Genomic DNA, 20620 nt, shown 5'->3' with positions numbered 1-20620 from the left:
GTCCTCAGTCCTGCCGCGCGGGGGGCGGGGCGGGCGGCCCGGCGAGCACGGGCGGAGCCAGCTCCTCCGGGGACGGCGGCACGTACGGCCGGATGTCGGGCGAGTCGATGGAACCGTCGGGGCGGATCCTCGGCAGTTTCGCCTCGGGCGCCAGCAGCAGGGCCTTCTTCAGGTCCTGCTTCCCGTCCATGCTCAGACCGTAGATGGCGTTGTAGAGGTTGCGCACGGCGGGGCCGGAGGCTCCGGAGCCGGTGCCACCCTGGGAGATCGTCATGACGATCGTGAAGTCCTTGGTGTAGGTGGCCAGCCAGGACGTGGTCTGCTTGCCGTAGACCTGGGCGGTGCCGGTCTTGGCGTGCATCGGGATCTTGTCCATCGGCCAGCCGATGAAGCGCCAGGCGGCGGTGCCGCCGGGCTCGGCGACGGAGCGCAGGCCCTTGTCGAGGTTGGCGATGGTCTCGGCGTTGATCGGCAGCCTGCCATGGGGCTTGGGCTTGATCATCTCGATGCGCTTGCCGTCGGGGCTGATCACCGCCTTGCCGACCGTGGGGTCGTAGAGGGTGCCCCCGTTGCTGATGGCGGAGTACGCGGTGGCCATCTGGATGGGGGTGACGAGGACATCGCCCTGGCCGATGGCGAAGTTGATGCTGTCGTACGCCTTCAGCTGGTTGCCTTCGAGGCAGCTCTCGTAGGCGATCTGCTCGACGTAGGTGCCGCCCTTCTTGCCCTGCTTGCACCAGGAGTTCTTGTTGGCCGCCCAGAAGCTCTGCTTCCACTTGCGGTCCGGGATGCGCCCGGTGACCTCGTTCGGCAGGTCGATCCCGGTCTCGGCGCCGAGTCCGAACTCGCGGGCGGTCCGGTAGAACCAGTCGTGGGCGTCCTTCTTGGGCTTGAGGCCGCCGTCGCGCTGCCACTCCTTGTGCCCGAGGGCGTAGAAGACGGTGTTGCAGGAGAACTTGAGGGCATCGCCGAGGGTGATGGGGCCGTGCCCCTTCGACTCGAAGTTCGCGAAGCTCCGGCCGCCCATGTTGTAGGAAGCGCTGCAGTTGTACTTGCCGTCGAAGTCGTAGCCGGCCCGCACGGCCGCGCTCGCCGACACCACCTTGAAGATGGAGCCTGCGGGGGCCTGGCCCTGGATGGCCCGGTTGAGCAGCGGGTAGTTGGAGTTCTTGCTGGTGAGACTGGCGTAGTCCGTGCCGGAGATGCCCCCGACCCAGGCGTTGGGGTCGTAGTCGGGCTGGGAGGCCATCGCGACGACGCGGCCGGTCTTGGCCTCCATGACGACGACGGCGCCCGAGTCGGCCTCGTACTTGCGGCCGGTGATGTTGTCGGTCTCCTGACGGACGGTCTTCATCGCCTGCTGGAGCTCGAACTCGGCGACGGCCTGGACCCGGGCGTCGAGGCTGGTGACGAGGGTGGACCCGGGCACTCCCGGGTCGGACTTGGTCTGGTGCATGACCCGGCCGAGGTTGTCGACCTCGTACGAGGTGACTTCGGCCTTGCCGCGCAACTGCTTGTCATATGTGCGTTCGAGTCCGGAGCGGCCGACCTGATCGGAGCGCAGGTGCGGCGAATCCGTGTCCTTGGCCTTCTGGATCTCCTCGTCGGTGACCGGCGAGAGGTAGCCGAGCACCTGTGAGGTGCGGGCCCCGCCGGGGGCCGGGTAGCGGCGGACGGCGGTGGGCTCCGCGGTGATGCCGGGGAAGTCCTCGGGCCGCTCGCGGAGCTGCAGCGCCTGCTGCGTGGTGGCTTCGAGGGTGATCGGAATCGGCTGGTACGGGGAGCCGTTCCAGCAGGGCTTGGGGGTCGTGGAGTCGCAGAGCCGGACCTTTTCCATGACCTCCTTGGGGGTCATGTCCAGGACGTCGGCGAGGCGGGTCATGACGCCCTTGCCCCTGTCCTTCATCTTCATCAGGGCCGTGCGGCTGGCCGAGACGACGAGGCGGGTCTCGTTGTCGGCCAGCGGGACCCCGCGGGCGTCGAGGATCGAGCCGCGCACGGCGGGCTGGACCACCCGCTGGACGTGGTTGCTCTTCGCCTCGTGGTAGTACTCCGCGCCGTTGCGGATCTGCAGGTACCAGAGGCGCCCGCCGAGGGTGATGAGCATCGAGAGGACGAGCACCTGGATCATCACGAGGCGGATCTGCACCCGGGAGGTGCGGCCGGTCTCCGGAACGTTGGTCACGCTGCTCCTCCCTTACAGCTTCTTGATGCTCTTCACGCCCTTGACCGCCTTGACCCCCTTTATGCGGCCGGCCCGGTTGGCACGGACGCGCGCCGTCTTCATCCGGAGGCCGCCGCGCTGGCTGCCGATGCGCAGGCCGGTACCGCCGGACAGCCAGCCCGAGGAGACGTCGGGGGCCTTGCCCGCGGGACCGCCGCCGGCCTCGACGGCCATCGGGTCGCTCTCGGCGCGCCGGGCCAGCGCCATGATGAACGGCACGGTGAACGGCGCGAGCAGCAGGTCGTAGAGGGTGGCCGTGAACAGCAGCCCGGTAAGGCCCACGTGGCGGGCGGCGGTGTCGCCGACGAGGGCGCCGACGCCCGCGTAGAGCAGGGTGGAGCCGATCGCGGCGCCGACGACGGTGAGCATCGGGCCCCAGGCGGAGCGGAACCGCCCGCTGTCGGGGCGGACCAGACCGGCCACGTAGCCGATGACGCACAGGACGAGTGCGTACCGTCCGGCGGCGTGGTCGGCGGGCGGCGCCAGGTCGGCGAGGAGGCCCGCGGCGAAGCCGATGAGGGCGCCGCTGACGTGCCCGTACACGAGTGCGAGGGCGACGACGGTGAGCAGCACCAGGTCGGGCACGGCGCCGGGCAGTTGGAGCCGGCCCAGGACGGTGACCTGGACGACGAGCGCGACCACGACGAGGGTGGCCGAGAGCAGGATCCGGTTGAAGCGCATGGTCGGTCTGCTCCTACTCGTCGGCCGGCGTGCCGGGCACACTGGCGGACCCGGACGGCGTGACCGTGACGGTGACCGTCGGGGTGGGCTTGGGGGCCTCGGGCTTGGGCGGCAGGACGGCGTCGCGCGGGTCCTCGCGCGGCGGCATCACCACGACCCCGACGATGTCCAGGCGCGAGAAGCCGACGAACGGCCGCACCCAGACCGTACGGGTCAGGTCGCCGCGCGAGGGGTCGACCTTGACGACCTCGCCGATCGGCACGCCGGGCACGAACGGCTTGTTGCCTCGCGAGCCGAAGGTGACCAGGCGGTCTCCGGGGCTGACCTTGGCCTTGCCGTTGAGCATCTGGACGGACAGCGCACGGTCGCCCTGGCCGGTGGCGAAGCCGAGTTCGCCGGTCTTCTCCAGGCGGGTGCCGACGGTGAAGTCGGGGTCGTTGGCGAGGACGACGGTGGCGGTGTCGGGGCCGACGGTGCTGACCCGGCCGACGAGTCCGTCGCCGTTGAGGACGGTCATGTCGCGCTCGATGCCGTCCTTGCTGCCGGCGTCGATGGTGACGGTCCAGGAGAAGCCCTGGGCCGCTCCTATGGCGATGACCTCGGCGCCCTTGATGCCGTACTGTCCGGCGCCGGCCCGCTTGAGCATCTCGTCGAGCTCGTGGATGCGGCTGCGGGTCTGCTCGTCGCTGCCCAGTTTGGCCTTCAGGGCCGCGTTCTGCTGCTCCAGCACGGCGATGCGGTTGTGGCGCTCGCCGGAATCCCGTACCGCCCCTATGGCGTTGGCGACCGGGTCGACGGCGGTTGCCACGCCCTTCTCGACCGGGCCGAAGACCGCTGCCGCGGCCTGTCGGGCACCGTCGACCGGCGACTCCTCGCCTGCCCTGATGTCCACCGTGATCAAAGCGAACGCGATGGCGATCAGAAGCACCAGGAGCAGCCGGCTTTCTCGTGTGTCCCTCACGTGCGGCGGCCGTGCCTTCCTCGTCGGAATGTTGTTTTGCCTGTATATCAACGATCCGCCGCACGGGCTCGGTAGCACCCGTACGGCGGATCCTTGTGTGTTCCGCATGGTCCCTCCTGCTCGGAGGGGCGTGTGTCAGCGACGGGGCTGGGCGTCCAGGACCTGCTGGAGCGCCTCGAACTCCTCGACGCACTTGCCGGATCCGAGGGCGACGGAGTCGAGCGGGTCCTCGGCGATGTGGATGGGCATGCCCGTCTCACGGCGCAGCCGCTCGTCGAGGCCGCGCAGCAGGGCGCCGCCGCCGGTGAGGACGATGCCGCGGTCCATGATGTCGCCGGAGAGCTCCGGCGGGCACTTGTCGAGGGTGGTCTTGACGGCGTCGACGATGGCGTTGACGGGCTCCTCGATGGCCTTGCGGACCTCGGCGGCCGAGATGACGACCGTCTTGGGCAGCCCGGAGACCAGGTCGCGGCCGCGGATCTCGGTGTGCTCGTCCTTGTCGAGGTCGTACGCCGACCCGATGGTGATCTTGATCTGCTCGGCGGTCCGTTCGCCGAGGAGGAGCGAGTACTCCTTCTTGATGTGCTGGATGATCGCGTTGTCCAGCTCGTCGCCGGCCACCCGGATGGACTGTGCCGTGACGATTCCGCCGAGGGAGATGACGGCGACCTCGGTGGTGCCGCCGCCGATGTCCACGACCATGTTTCCGGTGGCCTCGTGGACGGGCAGGCCCGAGCCGATGGCGGCGGCCATGGGCTCCTCGATGATGTGCACCTGGCGGGCGCCGGCCTGCGTGGACGCCTCGATGACGGCGCGGCGCTCCACTCCGGTGATGCCGGAGGGGACGCAGACCACCACGCGGGGGCGGGCCAGGTAACGGCGCTTGTGGATCTTGAGGATGAAGTACCGGAGCATACGCTCGGTGATCTCGAAGTCGGCGATGACGCCGTCCTTGAGGGGCCTTACGGCGACGATGTTGCCGGGCGTGCGCCCGATCATCTTCTTCGCCTCGGAGCCGACCGCCAGAATGCCGCCGGTGTTCGTGTTGATGGCGACCACGGACGGCTCGTTCAGGACGATCCCCCGGCCCCTCACGTACACCAGCGTGTTGGCGGTCCCGAGGTCGATCGCCATGTCACGGCCGATGAACGACATGTTGTTCCCCTTGTTCCCCATGAGGAGCGTCTGGCCTTCCAGTTGATAGCGGCTGCTGTCAGGTCGGCGAGGTGGGTGTGTGGGTGGAGGCCCCATCGTAGTGCCGGGAGTACGGACACCGCGCGACGGGACTCCGGCAATCCCGCCGGAATGGATACCCGCCCCCTTACTGGTGACGACGTGTCCTGCCCAGGCGTTCCCGGTATCGCCCGGAAATACCGCAGGGCGACCGAAATTACTTCGGTCGCCCCAGGTCATGAGCGCTGTTTGGCTGATGTCACGTCAGAAAAGAGTGCTCACGGAATATTCACGAAAGGGTCAGAGAGCGGGGAAGAACAGCTTCAGCTCGCGCTCCGCGGACTCCTCGGAGTCCGATGCGTGGATCAGGTTCTCCCGGACGATGGTCCCGAAATCACCCCGGATGGAGCCCGGCGCCGCGGCGATCGGGTCAGTGGGCCCGGCCAACTGGCGGACACCCTCGATCACGCGTTCCCCTTCGACGACCAGGGCGACGACCGGACCACTGGCCATGAAGCCCATGAGGGGCTCGTAGAACGGCTTGCCCTTGTGCTCGCCGTAGTGCGCCTCGAGCGTGTCCTGGTCCAGCGTGCGCAGCTCCAGCGCGGGGATGGTCCAGCCGGCCTTCCGCTCGATGCGGCCGATGATCTCGCCCACCAGACCGCGACGGACGGCGTCGGGCTTCAGCAGGACGAGGGTGCGCTGGGTCATGTTGCGGCTCCTTGCGGCATACGGGTGCGGTAGGACGAATCTACAGGGCTGTGAGGGTGACCCGTCACGCAGCGTCAGGCGCCCCGGGGGCCGCCGGCGCCTCCTGCGCGGCCGCCCAGCGGGCCTTGATCGTGTCGATCTTGCGGCCGTAGTGCACCGAGCACCACCACAGGGCGGCGAACACCGCGCCGAGGAAGAACATCGTCGGGACGACGAACCCGCTCGCGATCAGGCCGAGCTGAAGCGCCCAGCCCAGCTGGACCGCCCCGGGCCGCGAGAGCATCCCGCACAGCAGCACCGACAGCAGCATGCTCACCCCGCACACCGTCCAGACCGTCGTCTGGGTCAGGTCCGGGTCCTTCATGGCCACCAGGCCCGCGAAACCGATCACGAAGAACTCGCCGATCAGCGTGCTCGCACACAGCGTGCGCATCCTCAGCCCCTCTTCAGCAGCAGGCGGGCCTCGCCCACCGTGATCACGGAACCGGTCACCAGGACCCCGGCCCCTCCGTACTCGGCCTCTTCCTCCGCCAGGGTGATCGCCGCCTCCAGGGCGTCGTCCAGCCGCGGCTCCACCTGCACCCGGTCCACACCGAAGACCTCGACGGCGACGGCCGCCAGCTCGTCCGCGCCCATCGAGCGGTGGCTGGAGTTCTCCGTCACCACCACCTCGGCGAAGATCGGCTCGAAGGCCTCCAGCACCCCGCGCACGTCCTTGCCCTCGCTCGCGGCCACGACCCCGATCAGCCGGCTGAACCCGAACGACTCGGTGACCGCCTCCGCGGTGACCGCCGCGCCCGCCGGGTTGTGCGCCGCGTCCAGGACCACCGTCGGGCTGCGCCGCACGACCTCCATGCGGCCCGGCGAGGTCACCGAGGCGAAGGCCTTCCGTACGGTGTCCAGGTCCAGCACGCGCGCGTGCTCCTGGCCGATCCCGAAGAAGGCCTCGACCGCGGCCAGCGCCACCGCCGCGTTGTGCGCCATGTGCGCGCCGTACAGCGGCAGGAAGATGCCGTCGTACTCACCGCCCACACCGCGCAGCGTCAGCTGCTGCCCGCCGACCGCGACCTCGCGCGAGACCACGCCGAACTCCATGCCCTCGCGGGCCACGGTCGCGTCGACCTCCACGGCCTTCTTCAGCAGCGCCTGCGCCGCGTCCACGGGCTGCTGCGCCAGGATCACGGTCGCGCCCTGCTTGATGACGCCGCCCTTCTCCAGGGCGATCTCGCCGGGCGTGGAGCCGAGGCGGTCCGTGTGGTCCAGGCTGATCGGGGTGACCACGGCGACCGAGGCGTCGATGACGTTGGTCGCGTCCCAGGTGCCGCCCATGCCGACCTCGATCACGGCCGCGTCGACCGGAGCGTCCGCGAAGGCCGCGTACGCCATTCCGGTGAGCACCTCGAAGAACGACAGCCGGTATTCCTGGGAGGCGTCGACCATCTCCACGTACGGCTTGACGTCCTGGTACGTCTCGACGAACCGCTCGGCGGTGATCGGCGCCCCGTCGAGGCTGATCCGCTCGGTGACCGACTGCACGTGCGGGCTGGTGTAGCGGCCGGTGCGCAGCTCGAAGGCGTTCAGCAGGGCCTCGATCATGCGGGCCGTGCTGGTCTTGCCGTTCGTGCCGGTGACGTGGATGGAGGGGTACGCGCGCTGCGGCTCGCCGAGGACGTCCATCAGCGCGGCGATCCGCGCCACGGACGGCTCCAGCTTGGTCTCGCCCCAGCGGGTGGCGAGCTCCTGCTCCACCTCCTGCAGCGCCTTCGCGACCTCCGGGTCGGCGGGCGGGGCGGGCACCGGGTCACCCTGGGGCGGACCGGCCTGCGCGCGCAGGGTGCGGCTGCCGGCCTCGATCACCGCCAGGTCGGGATCGCGGTCGGACTCTTCCGCGATGATCTGGTCGAATTCGTCAGATCCATCGAAGGGGCTGTCGGGGCTGTCGGGCTGCTGCTCACTCACGGAGCCCAGTCTACGGACGAGGACACGCGGGACCTTCGGCCCGGGCGTTTCGGGCCCTTCGGCGAGCGGGGCGACGTGATCGTCGTACCCGCCTTGCGGGCAGGAACTTGGGGAACAAATGCCGCAGTCCTGCACCAACCCGACAGCTTCCAGCCGCGACAGAGGGACGGACCCGGCACCGCAGCACCCTCATCCAGGCACGGGGGCAGGGAATCCGTCCGCAATGAGCCGTCCGCGGCCGCCCTGGGCTAGGGCCGCCCGCGTCGAGGGCAGGGACAGACAGCCTGGGCGGCCTGCCTGCCCGGCGAAGGCCCTGCCTAACCGCGGGGCAGGGTCGCGACCACCTCGTACGAGTACTCCGTGCGCGTCATCGTGAGCTCGCCGCCCAGGCTGCGCACGCGCTCGGACATGCTCGCCGTGCCCGAGCCCGCCGAGACCGGGGCGCGGCCCGGGGTCCGGGCGGGCAGGGCGTTGCTGACGGAGATCCGCAGCCGCGGGCCGTCCGTCTTGACGGACACCTCGATGGTCTCGCCGTGCGCGTGCTTGGCGGCGTTCGTCAGGCACTCCTGGACCACCCGGTAGACCGCCGCCTGCCGCAGCGGCGACAGCGCGTGCGCGTCCGGATCCAGAGCGAGACGTACGGGCGAACCGGCCCGGCCGCTCTCCTCCGCCAGCGCCGGCAGCCCGTCCACCCCCGGAGTCGAGGCCCGCTCCCCCCGCTGGACGATGATCTCGTTCAGCACCAGGTGGGCCCGGCGCGCGGTGTCGGCCAGCTCCTCGAAGTCCTTCGCGTACGCCGTCTCGCGCGCCCGCGTCGACAGCACCTCGGAGCGCACCGTGAGCAGGGTCAACTCCCGCCCGACGAAGTCGTGCACGTCGCGGGCGACGGAGGTGCGCTCCTGCTGGACGGCCTGGAACACGGCGGACTCGGCCCGCCGGGCGGTGAGCTCTGCCACCAGGTCGTGCCGGTAGGCGGCGATGCCCACGGCGGAGGCGAGCACCCCGATGGGCACGACCAGACTGAGGAAGGAGCTCAGGGTCTCCACCCTGGGCTCGGGCCAGCCCGGGACGCTGAACACCAGCAGCGCGAAGGCCAGGTATCCGAGGGTGGCGAGGATCCCGGCCCGGCGGCCGCGGTAGCGGCCGACCGAGTAGAGGGCGAACTGGATCAGGGTGAGCTCGTGCAGCCAGCCGATGAACAGCGGCGCGGCGAGGTACGAGATCCAGGGCGCCCGGCGCCGCAGCAGCAGGGTCGAACAGCCGACGGCGAGCACGACGGCGGCGAGCGGCCCGTTGAGGGAGTTGTCGGCGGCGGCGAGGCCGGGGAGGTCCAGCGCCATCAGGGCGAGGCAGCTGAGGGCGGTGAGCACGTCCAGCGCCCGTCGTGAGCCGGCCCAGCTCTCGGTGAGGCGGCGGCCGGAGGCCACAGCCCGGTGGAGCGCCGAGGCGACCTGCTTGACGTGCATGCCCTCCATCATCCGTGCCGGCCGCCGCGGAATCGGATCCCCCGGGACCGGATGACGAGTGATTCAGGGCACTTCGTACAGGTCGGAGGTCTCTGTGACGTCGGCTCCCACGCGGGGAAGGCATACGGGGAAGGCCCCCACATCGACCGACGGTGTGGGGGCCTTCACTCGTTCGTTCGCGGCTGCTAGCCGGCCGGCAGCGCGTCCAGCTGGGCCTGGAGCCGCGCGATGTCGGTCTCGGCCTTGGCGAGGCGGCCCTTGATCTTGTCCACGACGTTGTCGGGGGCCTTGGCGATGAACGCCTCGTTCCCGAGCTTCGCCTCGGCCTGCTGCTTCTCCTTCTCGGCGGCACCGAGGTCCTTGGAGAGGCGCTTGCGCTCGGCGGCCACGTCGATGGTGCCCGACAGGTCGAGCGCGACCGTGGCGCCGGCGACCGGGAGGGTCGCGGTGGCGCTGAACGAGTCGCCCTCCGGCTGGAGGCGCAGCAGCTGGCGGATGGCACCCTCGTGCGCGGCCAGCGCCGTACCCGACAGGTCCAGGCGGGCCGGGACCTTCTGGCCGTCCTGGAGGCCCTGCTCCTTGCGGAAGCGGCGGACCTCGGTGACCACGGCCTGGACGAGTCCGATCTCGGCCTCGGCGGCCTCGTCGCGGAAGCCGCTGTCCTTCGGCCAGTCGGCGATCACGAGGGACTCGCCTCCGGTCAGCGTGGTCCACAGCGTCTCGGTGACGAAGGGGACCACCGGGTGCAGCAGCCGCAGCATGACGTCGAGGACCTCGCCCAGGACCCGGCCGGAGACCTTCGCCTGCTCGCCGCCCGCGAAGAACGTCGTCTTCGACAGCTCGACGTACCAGCTGAAGACCTCGTCCCACGCGAAGTGGTACAGCGTGTCCGACAGCTTCGAGAACTGGTAGTCCTCGTAGAACGCATCGACCTCGGCCACGGTCTTGTTGAGCCGGGACAGGATCCAGCGGTCGGTGGCCGACAGCTGCTCGACCGGCGGCAGCTCGCCCTCGATCGTGGCGCCGTTCATCAGCGCGAAGCGGGTGGCGTTCCAGATCTTGTTGGCGAAGTTGCGGGATGCCTGGACCCAGTCCTCGCCGATCGGGACGTCGACACCCGGGTTGGCACCGCGGGCCAGGGTGAAGCGGACCGCGTCGGAGCCGTAGGTGTCCATCCAGTCCAGCGGGTTGACCGCGTTGCCGAAGGACTTCGACATCTTCTTGCCGAACTGGTCGCGGACCATGCCGTGCAGGGCGATGGTGTGGAACGGCGGGGTGCCGTCCATCGCGTACAGGCCGAACATCATCATCCGGGCGACCCAGAAGAAGAGGATGTCGTAGCCGGTGACCAGGACGGAGTTCGGGTAGAACTTCGCCAGGCTGTCGGTCTGCTGCGGCCAGCCCAGCGTGGAGAACGGCCACAGGCCGGAGGAGAACCAGGTGTCCAGGACGTCCGTGTCCTGGGTCCAGCCCTCGCCGCTCGGCGGCTGCTCGTCGGGGCCGACGCAGACGACCTCGCCGTTCGGGCCGTACCAGACCGGGATGCGGTGGCCCCACCACAGCTGGCGCGAGATGCACCAGTCGTGCAGGTTGTCGACCCAGTCGAAGTACCGCTTCTCCATCTCCTGCGGGTGGATCTTGACCTTGCCGTCGCGGACCGCGTCACCGGCGGCCTTCGCGAGCGGGCCGACCTTGACCCACCACTGCATCGACAGGCGCGGCTCGATGGTGGTCTTGCAGCGCGAGCAGTGGCCGACGGAGTGGGTGTACGGACGCTTCTCGGCGACGATCCGGCCGTCGGCGCGCAGCGCGGCGACGATGGCGGAGCGGGCCTCCAGCCGGTCCAGGCCCTGGAAGGGGCCGTGGGCCGTGATGACGGCGTGCTCGTCCAGGACGGCGAGGTTCAGCAGGTTGTGGCGCTGGCCGATCTCGAAGTCGTTCGGGTCGTGCGCCGGGGTCACCTTGACGGCGCCGGTGCCGAACGCGGGGTCGACGTGCTCGTCGGCGACGACCGGGATCCGGCGGCCGGTCAGCGGCAGTTCGATCTCGGTGCCGACGAGGTGCTTGTAGCGCTCGTCCTCCGGGTGGACGGCGACGGCGGTGTCACCGAGCATCGTCTCGGCGCGGGTGGTCGCGACGATGATGGACGCGTCGCCCTCGCCGTAGCGGATCGAGACGAGCTCGCCCTCGTCGTCCTGGTACTCGACCTCGATGTCGGAGATCGCGGTGAGGCAGCGCGGACACCAGTTGATGATGCGCTCGGCGCGGTAGATCAGCTCGTCGTCGTAGAGCTTCTTGAAGATCGTCTGGACGGCCTCGGAGAGGCCCTCGTCCATGGTGAAGCGCTCACGGGACCAGTCGACGCCGTCGCCGAGGCGGCGCATCTGCCCGCTGATCTGGCCGCCGGACTCGCCCTTCCACTGCCAGACGCGCTCGACGAACGCCTCGCGGCCCAGGTCGTGGCGGGACTTGCCCTCCTTGGCGAGCTCGCGCTCGACGACGTTCTGGGTGGCGATGCCCGCGTGGTCCATGCCGGGCTGCCACAGCGTCTCGAAGCCCTGCATGCGCTTGCGGCGGGTCAGGGCGTCGATCAGCGTGTGCTCGAAGGCGTGGCCCAGGTGCAGCGAGCCCGTGACGTTCGGCGGCGGGATGACGACGGTGTACGGCTGCTTCTCGCTCTTCGCGTCGGCCTCGAAATAGCCACGCTCTACCCAGCGCTCGTAGAGCTTCCCTTCTACCTCGGCCGGCGCGTACTGGGTCGGCAGTTCGGAGTTGGGGCTGCTGGGTGTCTGCGTGTTCTCGGTCACGAGCGAAAGGATAAGGGCGGGCCCACCTCCGTTACGAATCGATACCGCACAGCGGCCGCCCGTTGACCGTGGGCGTGCGGGGGCCGTCTCATGCGGGGCATGAACGAGATCACCCAGTACTACGGCAACGTGCAGGTCACGCCGCCCGTCCCGTCGAAGAACAAGCGCGTCCTCAAGGTCGTGGGAATGGTGCTGGGGTTCGCCGCGGGCTCCTTCGCCGTCAAGTTCGCCTTGGGTGCGCTCGGTGGGGCCGACGGCCCGGCGGACGCCGGCCGCTACAAGCTCGTACCGCCCGCGTCCTTCCAGAGCCTGACCCTGCAGGTCGACGGACCGCGGGTCGACGCGATCAAGCAGGGCCAGAACCAGTCCGGCCCCGCGCAGCCGGGCACGACGAGGGTGGCGGTCGTGTACGCCGACCAGGCGGGCACCGCTCAGCTGGTGGTCAGCGGCGCGGCGGCCAGCTTCCGCGACGAGGACCCGGGCGCGGAACTCACCACCGCCCTGAAGGGGATGGGCCTCGAGGAGGCGGAGATCACGACGCACGACGCCGGGAACCCGGCCGGTGGCGCGATGCGTTGCGGCACCGTCGTGATAGCCGAGGGGTCGATGCCGATGTGCATGTGGGCCGACCACAGCTCCCTGGTGACGGTCACCGTCCCCATCGAGAACGAGCCGGTGACCATCGACGCGCTCGCGGCGCAGGCCCGTGAGCTGCGGGCCGCGATGGAGGTCTCCGCGTCGTAGTAGTTCCGTAACGCCTGGGACCCCGGCGCCCGGACGCAGTCGATCTTCCGAGAGGATGTGGACAACATAAGAAGTTCCTAAAGAAGTTCCTAAGGGGGACGCAGGGATGAGTTACAACCAGCCAGGTCCGTACGGGCAGCAGCCGCAGCAGCCGGGTCCGTACGGGCAGCAGCCCCCGCCGCCGGGCCCGTACGGTCAGCCCGCGCCCCAGCCGGGCTACGGCTACCCCCAGCAGCCGGGCGTCCCGCCGCAGGGCTACCCCCAGCAGCCGCAGACGCCCGCGTACGGCTACCCGCAGCAGCCCCCGTACGGCGGGATGCCGCAGCAGCAGCCGAAGAAGTCGAAGGCGGGCGTCATCATCGCGGTGGTCGTCGCGGTAGCGGTGATCGCGGGCGGCGGCTGGTACTTCACGAAGGGCGGTGGCGCGGGCGGCGGCGTCTCGACCTCCACCAAGGGCTACAAGCTGGTGGCCCCGGAGTCGGTGGACGACTTCAAGAAGGACCCGAAATACAAGGACAAGGAATTCAGCGACGCGGACAAGAAGGAAGCCGAGGCGGCGGGCATCAAGAACCCGACCCAGGTGGGCATGACCTACACCGCTGGTGACCCGAAGAACCCGCTGTCGGCAAAGGGCCTCAACTTCCAGGGCGTGTACGGGGAGCTCGCCGACCCGGAGAAGTCGGTGGACGGCTACTTCGCCATGGCCAAGCTGAACGCCTCCAAGGACGGCAAGTCGGAGGTGCAACTCATCGGGAGCCCGAAGACGATGACCCCGGCCGGCTTCGACGGCGCCGTGATGAAGTGCCAGGAGATCAAGGTCACGTCGAAGGACACGACGACCAAGGGTCCCAAGGAGTTCACCGTCCCCGTCTGCATCTGGGGTGACTACAGCACGCTGAGCATGGTCAGCGCCACGGACATCGCCTCCATCCTCGCCGGCAAGCCGGGCTACACCCTGGAGCAGACCGCGGACATCACCGCGAAGCTCTACAACACGGCCCGCGTCAAGAAGTAGCGGCACCGGAACACGCAGAAGGGGCGCCCCGACCGGGGCGCCCCTTCTGCGTGCTGTCTGGCGGCGGTTACGCCGACTTCTCCTGCGGGCCCTGGTCCTTCGGGACGATCCGCGGGACCAGCGTCGGGTTGACGTTGGAGCGGACGACCTCGGCGGTGATGACCACGCGGGCCACGTCCTTGCGGGACGGGACCTCGTACATCACCGACATCAGGACCTCCTCCATGATGGCGCGCAGGCCGCGCGCGCCCGTCTGGCGGAGGATCGCCTGGTCGGCAATGGCTTCGAGGGCCTCGCGCTCGAAGTCCAGCTCGACACCGTCGAGTTCGAACAACCGCTGGTACTGCTTCACCAGGGCGTTGCGCGGCTCGATGAGGATCTGGAGCAGGGCCTCGCGGTCCAGGTTGTGGACCGAGGTGATCACGGGGAGGCGGCCGATGAACTCGGGGATCATCCCGAACTTCACCAGGTCCTCCGGCATGACCTCCTGGAACTGGTTGCTCGCCTCGATCTCGCGCTTCGAACGGATCGTCGCCGCGAAGCCGATGCCCTTGGCACCCGCGCGCGACTCGATGATCTTCTCCAGGCCGGCGAAGGCGCCGCCCACGATGAAGAGCACGTTCGTCGTGTCGATCTGGATGAACTCCTGGTGCGGGTGCTTGCGGCCGCCCTGCGGCGGGACCGAAGCCGTCGTGCCTTCCAGGATCTTCAGGAGGGCCTGCTGAACGCCCTCGCCGCTCACGTCGCGGGTGATCGACGGGTTCTCGCTCTTGCGGGCGACCTTGTCGATCTCGTCGATGTAGATGATCCCGGTCTCGGCCTTCTTGACGTCGTAGTCGGCCGCCTGGATCAGCTTGAGCAGGATGTTCTCGACGTCCTCGCCGACGTAACCGGCCTCCGTCAGCGCCGTCGCGTCGGCGATGGCGAACGGGACGTTGAGCATGCGCGCGAGCGTCTGGGCCAGCAGGGTCTTGCCCGAGCCCGTGGGGCCCAGCAGCAGGATGTTGGACTTCGCGAGTTCGATCGCGTCGTCCCGGCCCTGCGCGCCACCGTTCTCGCCGGCCTGGACCCGCTTGTAGTGGTTGTACACCGCGACCGAGAGCGCCTTCTTCGCCGGCTCCTGGCCGACGACGTAGCTCTCCAGGAACTCGTAGATCTCACGGGGCTTGGGGAGTTCCTCCCACCGGACCTCGGAGGTCTCCGCGAGTTCCTCTTCGATGATCTCGTTGCAGAGGTCGATGCACTCGTCGCAGATGTACACACCGGGTCCTGCGATGAGCTTCTTCACCTGCTTCTGGCTCTTTCCGCAGAACGAGCACTTGAGCAGGTCGCCGCCGTCACCGATGCGTGCCACGAGGTGCTTCCCCTTCGCCTGGGAGACGCCTGGTTCAGCGCTCCTGGTGCCTCATATCCGACGGTACCTTGCCGGGGGCCCCGAGCGGGGCCCCCTTGACGTGGTTCACATCGCCGAATTCGACGGCGTGTCCACGCCAATTGGCGGCAAGGATCAGTGCGAGCTCTTGCGCGTGGAGACGACCTGGTCGATCAGGCCGTACGCGAGAGCGTCCTCCGCAGTGAGGATCTTGTCGCGCTCGATGTCGTCGCGGATCTTCTCGATCGGCGTCGTCGAGTGCTTGGCCAGCATGGTCTCCAGCTGGTCACGCATGCGCAGGATCTCGTTGGCCGCGATCTCCAGGTCGGAGAGCTGCTCGCGGCCGGTACCGCCGGAGGGCTGGTGGATCAGCACACGGGCGTTCGGCAGGGCCATGCGCTTGCCGGGGGTGCCGGCGGCGAGCAGGACCGCGGCGGCGGAGGCCGCCTGGCCCATGCAGACCGTCGAGATGTCCGGCTTCACGAACTGCATGGTGTCGTAGATCGCCGTCAGCGCGGTGAAGGAGCCACCGGGGCTGTTGATGTAGATCGAGATGTCGCGGTCCGGGTCCATCGACTCCAGGCACAGCAGCTGCGCCATGACGTCGTTGGCGGAGGCGTCGTCGATCTGCACGCCGAGGAAGATGATGCGCTCCTCGAAGAGCTTCGCGTACGGGTCGTACTCGCGCACGCCCTGCGACGTGCGCTCGACGAAGCGCGGGATGACGTAGCGGTTGTCCACCGACGCGCCGGTGTAGAGGCCGCTCGCGGGGGAGAGGTTGTTCATGTGCATCTGGGTGTTCACCATCCTGGTGGCGTTCTGCGGGCTGAGGCTTGCCTGTACGGGGCGGGCGTACGCGAGGTCGCGCGCCGGGATCAGGCCCCGGTGCCGCCGCCGCCCGGCACGTTGGACGCGGCCGAGATGATCTCGTCGATGAGGCCGTACTCCTTGGCCTCCTCGGAGGTGAACCAGCGGTCACGGTCGCCGTCGCGGATGATCGCCTCGACGGACTGGCCCGAGTGGAACGCCGTGATCTCGGCCATGCGCTGCTTGGTGCGCAGCAGGTACTGGGCCTGGATCTTGATGTCCGACGCGGTGCCACCGATGCCGGCGGAGCCCTGGTGCATCAGGATGTCGGTGTTCGGCAGGGCGAAGCGCTTGCCCTTGGCGCCACCGGTGAGCAGGAACTGGCCCATGGAGGCCGCCATGCCCATACCGATGGTGACGACGTCGTTCGGGATGTACTGCATGGTGTCGTAGACCGCCATGCCCGCCGTCACGGAGCCACCCGGGCTGTTGATGTACAGGTAGATGTCCTTCTCCGGCTCGGCGGCCAGGAGGAGCAGCTGCGCGGTGATCTTGTTGGCGATGTCGTCGTCGACCTGCTGGCCGAGGAAGATGATGCGCTCGCCGAGCAGCCGGTTGTAGACATGGTCGCCGAGGCCGCCACCGATGGACGGCTCACCCGCGGCGTAAGGCTTCAGATTCGTCACGTATCCACCTGCTCGTCTCCGACGGCCATGTGCCGTCTCAGCGTCTCGTTCTGGGGCGCGGTCCGGCCTGTGCGGACAAGTCCGCCGGCATCCGGGTACTCACGTGCCCTCGTATTCATGGACCCTAACGCGCAGGTAGGACAACGCCATCCCGCTTCCCGAACTGTTCGCTCGGAGCGCAAGGTCCCGGGGCCTTTCGGGGCCTGTGCCGAAGGGCCCGGACGCGGCTGCGTCCGGGCCCTTCGGGGCACTGCTCAGTGGGCTTCGCCCGGGGTGTTACTTGGCCTCGTCGGCCTTGTCCTCGGCAGCCTCGGCGTCACCCTCGACGGCGGCCTCGGCCGTCTCGACGGCCTGCTCCTCGTCCTCGTCGGAGAGGTCGACGACCTCACCGTTGGTGTCGACGACCTTGGAGGCCTCGACGACGACCGCGAGGGCCTTGCCGCGGGCGACCTCGCCGACGAGCATCGGAACCTGGCCACCCTCGACGACGGCCTGGGCGAACTGGTCGGGGGACATGCCGGAGGACTGGGCACGGCGCATGAGGTGCTCGGTGAGCTCCTCCTGGTTGACGCCCAGCTTCTCCTTGTTGACCAGCGCGTCGAGGACGAACTGGGTCTTGATGCCCTTGACGGCCTGCTCGGAGGTCTCGGCGTCGAACTCCTCGACCGTCTTGCCCTGGAACTCCAGGTACTTCTCGATGGTCAGACCCATCTGGCCGAGCTGGTGGTGCTCCAGGTTGTGCTTGCGGGTCTGGACCTCGTCCGCGAGCAGCTTCTCGGGGATCGGCACCTCGACGAGCTCCAGCAGCTTCTCCAGGACGCGCTCCTGGGCCTGCGTGGCCTGGTCGTACTGCTTCATGTTCTCGAGGCGCTTGCGGCTGTCCGCCTTGAGGTCCTCGAGGGTGTCGAACTCGCTCGCCATCTGCGCGAACTCGTCGTCCAGCTCGGGAAGCTCACGGGCGGAGACCTTGGTGACCTTGACGGTGACCTCGGCGTCCTTGCCCTCGGCGGAGCCGCCCTTCAGCTGGGAGGTGAAGGTGGCCTCGCCACCGGCCTCCAGGCCCTTGACGGCCTCGTCGATGCCTTCGAGGAGCTCGCCCGAGCCGATGGTGTAGGACACGTCGGAAGCGACGCCGTCCTCCAGCACCTCACCGTCGACCTTGGCCTCCAGGTCGATCGTGACGACGTCGCCGTCCTGGGCGGCGCGCTCGACGTCCTTGGTGGACGCGAAACGACCGCGCAGCTGCTCGACCGACTTCTCGACCTCCTCGTCGGAGACGTCGATGGCGTCGACCTCGACCTCGATGCCGGAGTAGTCCGGGATCTCGATCTCGGGGCGGACGTCGACCTCGGCGGTGAAGGCCAGCAGCTCGCCGTCCTTCAGCTCCGTGATGTCGACCTCGGGCTGGCCCAGCGGGTTCAGGTCGGCCTCGTTGACCGCCTCGGTGTAGAACTTCGGGAGGGCGTCGTTGACGGCCTCCTCCAGCACCGCACCGCGGCCGAAGCGCTGGTCGATGACGCGGGCAGGGATCTTGCCCTTGCGGAAGCCCTTCACCGTGACCTGCTGGTTGATCTTCTTGTACGCCGCGTCGAGGCTGTCCTTGAGCTCCTCGAAGGGCACCTCAACAGTGAGCCGAACCCGAGTCGGGTTCAGGGTCTCCACGGCGCTCTTCACGGTTCGGTCTCCTTGTGGCTGACTGCTGGGGGTTCTGCCGTCACGCTGCGATTCAGCGGTTCAGCGGACTTCGGCCCGGTACATCAGACACACGGGCACGCAGCTTGCATAGTAACCGCAAGCGGCAATCAGCCCACAACGCGATCTTGTGGAGACCCTCGAGGGACTCGAAGGAGACACTGCTGGTGGTCGGGGTGGCCGGATTCGAACCGACGACCTTCCGCTCCCAAAGCGGACGCGCTACCAAGCTGCGCCACACCCCGTCGGTGCGACACGTAGGGTACATGCCCGGAGACCCTCTGATGCGCGGGGTTTCCCGACCGGCTTTCCGACAGGACTCGGCGCGGGCACGAATGTGGTGTGCGTTCCCGCGGCTCGACCCGCTAGGATGCTGTTCGTGCCGCGGTCCCCGGACCTGCGGCGCGCGCGTTGCGGGCGTAGCTCAATGGTAGAGCCCTAGTCTTCCAAACTAGCTACGCGGGTTCGATTCCCGTCGCCCGCTCTGAACACTCAAGGGCCAGGTCAGAGGATGTTTCCTCCGCCTGGCCCTTAGTCATTCCCGAGGGCTCTGATCAGCCCTCCGCGTCCCCCACGCGGCCCTTGGGTCGCGGATCTTGCTTCGTACCCTTCTTGGCGCCCTGCCGGCCGTTCTTCACGAGCCCGCTGAGCGCGTCGGCGATCAGCCGGTCCCGATCGGCGCTCGCGTGCTGACATATCAGCGCGGCGCGGGCAGTGCTGGGGCCCCTACGGGACATCAACTCCCTCGTACTGGCTCCCGTGGACGCCGCCAGGGTGTTGGCGGGGTGCCGAAGATCAGGGAAATACAGCCCCTTGATCCCGGTCTCCCGGTCTCCCGGTCTCCCGGCAAGCCTTGTGCCACAGCCGGTTGAAGTGATTCCGGCGCGGAGTCGCCCCCTTGGCCCCCGATGAAGACACGCACGTCCGCACCCGGTTCGGCGTAGCGCTTCAGGTGATCGCGGATGTCCTGGAGGATCACGCCCGGCTCCCCGACCGCTACCTCTGATGCGGCGTCTGTCCGTCCTGGCTCCCTGGTCCTGCTTGGCCAGTACGCCCGTGCTTGTGGAGGGCAGCGCTGGCTCTGAAGCGGATGCGCCCACAGCGGTCATGGTCTTCGTCCGACGCGTCTGGGCCACAGCAGCAGTGACCGGCAAGCCAGCGGAGATCGTCGGGCGTCAACCAGAGGGCAACCCTCCCCAGCTCGTGCTCTCTCTGCGGGTCAGTCGGGTCAGTGATCGTCATGGCGAGAGAGGCTATCCGCGCCCCGCACGCGCCCGATCGGTCGGGGAGCTACGGGGAACACCTGGCGATCACTGTGGTTGGACATACCGACGGCCCTGACCGTTCTCGCTGGTCGGGGGCCGTTCACCTGCGGTGGGTCTGGGATTTGAACCCGCGGTGACTCGCGCCACGACGGTTTCAAGATCGCTCAGGGCTCGACTTGGGTGCCGGCGGCGCGCTGGCTCCAGTACCGCAATAGGCGAAACCGTAGATGTCACCGTAGGCATTGCGACACCCTGGGTTCCCGCACAAATCGCCAGTACAGGAACCCAGGGCGATCACCAACCCCCTTTATCGGTGACCCGCAGACAGGAAACATAAGGTGAATTTTCCACGCACTCACACCATGTCCATACTTTCGGCTCTCGGAGCAGGCGTACTGATTGGCACGCTTGGTGCGCTCTCGGGCAAATTTGAGGGCCAGATTTTTCACGTCGTGAACCTTGTATTCTCCGGGGGATGGTCGTGGGCATGTTTCGCCTTACTGATCGGATACACCCGACCATCGAAGATAGAGTCCGCCTGGCTGGCCTCTTCGGCATTGGCCATCGGCGTGGCCGTCTATTACCTGCTCAAATACTTCAGCCCTGTCGCGCCGATCGGAATGACATCCGACGGAATGAGCGGGGAAAGCGTCTCGTCAGGAATTCTCATCTGGGGAATTGGCGCTTTTCTTTTCGGCGCCCCGATGGGGCTCTTCGGGAATCTGGCGCGGATCCCCGGAATTGACGGACTTTCGTTCCGCCTCCTTGTTCCACTGATCGCCTATGTCGAGACCTCTGCACGACTGAAGGTAGAAGCGGACGCTGCGGGACAATTTGCTGAAGTCGCTTGGAGCACGATTCGAGTGATCGCTGTCCTCACCGCCGTAGCTCTTGTCGCGCACATGGTGTGGGAGTGGGCACGCTCGGCACGAAAGTCTGAAAGCCAGGCCTGATTCAGACTGAGCTTGGCATTTATCCTCGCTCGTCACCCGACCTGCTGATCTGCGGTGTTTCCCGGGACAGCGGAGGCGGCCGTTCTCCACGCTTCGAGATGTCG

General features: G+C 68.4%; 17 protein-coding genes and 2 tRNA genes. 4 read left to right on the top strand and 15 right to left on the bottom strand.

Features of this window, described 5'->3' with window-relative positions:
* Positions 1-4 precede the first annotated feature (4 nt).
* The 9 genes from mrdA to AB0D48_RS16850 form a co-directional block, all read right to left on the bottom strand.
* Positions 5-2185, bottom strand: a complete 2181-nt coding sequence (mrdA, locus tag AB0D48_RS16890; RefSeq protein ID WP_362396599.1) for a penicillin-binding protein 2 — start codon at positions 2183-2185, stop codon at positions 5-7.
* A 12-nt stretch (positions 2186-2197) separates the two neighbouring features.
* Complete coding sequence (gene mreD, locus AB0D48_RS16885) at positions 2198-2905, bottom strand: rod shape-determining protein MreD (protein ID WP_362396596.1); 708 nt, start codon at positions 2903-2905, stop codon at positions 2198-2200.
* Between the two features lie 13 nt (positions 2906-2918).
* Complete coding sequence (gene mreC / locus AB0D48_RS16880; protein ID WP_362396593.1) at positions 2919-3866, bottom strand: rod shape-determining protein MreC; 948 nt, start codon at positions 3864-3866, stop codon at positions 2919-2921.
* Between the two features lie 135 nt (positions 3867-4001).
* A complete protein-coding gene (locus AB0D48_RS16875) occupies positions 4002-5021 on the bottom strand; it encodes a rod shape-determining protein (protein ID WP_008738981.1) in 1020 nt (339 codons plus the stop codon).
* 318 nt (positions 5022-5339) lie between these two features.
* Entirely contained in the window at positions 5340-5750 is a 411-nt protein-coding gene (gene ndk / locus AB0D48_RS16870; RefSeq protein WP_362396590.1) for a nucleoside-diphosphate kinase, read from the bottom strand.
* A 64-nt stretch (positions 5751-5814) separates the two neighbouring features.
* Positions 5815-6183: a DUF4233 domain-containing protein gene (locus tag AB0D48_RS16865; protein ID WP_362396587.1), complete on the bottom strand. Its 369-nt coding sequence runs from the start codon at positions 6181-6183 to the stop codon at positions 5815-5817.
* A gap of 2 nt (positions 6184-6185) precedes the next feature.
* Positions 6186-7709 carry a folylpolyglutamate synthase/dihydrofolate synthase family protein gene (locus AB0D48_RS16860; RefSeq protein ID WP_362396584.1) on the bottom strand — a complete coding sequence of 508 codons (1524 nt, stop codon included), beginning with the start codon at positions 7707-7709 and terminating at the stop codon, positions 6186-6188.
* 317 nt (positions 7710-8026) lie between these two features.
* Positions 8027-9175, bottom strand: a complete 1149-nt coding sequence (locus tag AB0D48_RS16855) for an ATP-binding protein (protein WP_362396581.1) — start codon at positions 9173-9175, stop codon at positions 8027-8029.
* A 185-nt stretch (positions 9176-9360) separates the two neighbouring features.
* Entirely contained in the window at positions 9361-11982 is a 2622-nt protein-coding gene (locus tag AB0D48_RS16850; protein WP_362396578.1) for a valine--tRNA ligase, read from the bottom strand.
* 99 nt (positions 11983-12081) lie between these two features.
* Between AB0D48_RS16850 and AB0D48_RS16845 the strand changes: the two genes are divergently transcribed.
* A complete protein-coding gene (locus AB0D48_RS16845; RefSeq protein ID WP_362396574.1) occupies positions 12082-12726 on the top strand; it encodes a hypothetical protein in 645 nt (214 codons plus the stop codon).
* 106 nt (positions 12727-12832) lie between these two features.
* Positions 12833-13741 (top strand): hypothetical protein, encoded by a 909-nt coding sequence (locus tag AB0D48_RS16840; protein ID WP_362396571.1) that lies wholly within the window; start codon positions 12833-12835, stop codon positions 13739-13741.
* A gap of 67 nt (positions 13742-13808) precedes the next feature.
* On the opposite strand, the gene clpX is transcribed toward AB0D48_RS16840, so the two are convergent.
* The 5 genes from clpX to AB0D48_RS16815 form a co-directional block, all read right to left on the bottom strand.
* Positions 13809-15095: an ATP-dependent Clp protease ATP-binding subunit ClpX gene (clpX, locus tag AB0D48_RS16835; protein ID WP_328925721.1), complete on the bottom strand. Its 1287-nt coding sequence runs from the start codon at positions 15093-15095 to the stop codon at positions 13809-13811.
* A 153-nt stretch (positions 15096-15248) separates the two neighbouring features.
* Complete coding sequence (locus tag AB0D48_RS16830; RefSeq protein WP_362396566.1) at positions 15249-15920, bottom strand: ATP-dependent Clp protease proteolytic subunit; 672 nt, start codon at positions 15918-15920, stop codon at positions 15249-15251.
* A gap of 68 nt (positions 15921-15988) precedes the next feature.
* Positions 15989-16606 (bottom strand): ATP-dependent Clp protease proteolytic subunit, encoded by a 618-nt coding sequence (locus AB0D48_RS16825; RefSeq protein ID WP_362396563.1) that lies wholly within the window; start codon positions 16604-16606, stop codon positions 15989-15991.
* A 276-nt stretch (positions 16607-16882) separates the two neighbouring features.
* Positions 16883-18280, bottom strand: coding sequence for a trigger factor (gene tig / locus AB0D48_RS16820; protein ID WP_362396560.1), 1398 nt, complete (start codon positions 18278-18280; stop codon positions 16883-16885).
* Between the two features lie 186 nt (positions 18281-18466).
* Positions 18467-18543: transfer RNA gene (locus tag AB0D48_RS16815), tRNA-Pro, on the bottom strand.
* 168 nt (positions 18544-18711) lie between these two features.
* Between AB0D48_RS16815 and AB0D48_RS16810 the strand changes: the two genes are divergently transcribed.
* Positions 18712-18782 (top strand) — tRNA-Gly (locus AB0D48_RS16810).
* A 70-nt stretch (positions 18783-18852) separates the two neighbouring features.
* Here the strand turns inward: AB0D48_RS16810 and AB0D48_RS16805 are convergent.
* Complete coding sequence (locus tag AB0D48_RS16805; protein WP_362396557.1) at positions 18853-19035, bottom strand: integrase; 183 nt, start codon at positions 19033-19035, stop codon at positions 18853-18855.
* An 890-nt stretch (positions 19036-19925) separates the two neighbouring features.
* Here AB0D48_RS16805 and AB0D48_RS16800 point away from each other — a divergent pair.
* On the top strand, positions 19926-20516 hold the full coding sequence (locus AB0D48_RS16800) for a hypothetical protein (RefSeq protein ID WP_362396554.1): 591 nt from the start codon (positions 19926-19928) through the stop codon (positions 20514-20516).
* Positions 20517-20620 lie beyond the last annotated feature (104 nt).

The sequence above is a fragment of the Streptomyces sp. NPDC048269 genome, from assembly GCF_040652395.1.
Lineage (GTDB): Bacteria > Actinomycetota > Actinomycetes > Streptomycetales > Streptomycetaceae > Streptomyces.
Note: the sequence above shows the minus strand (reverse complement) of the source record. Positions and strands in the feature narration are given on the sequence as shown.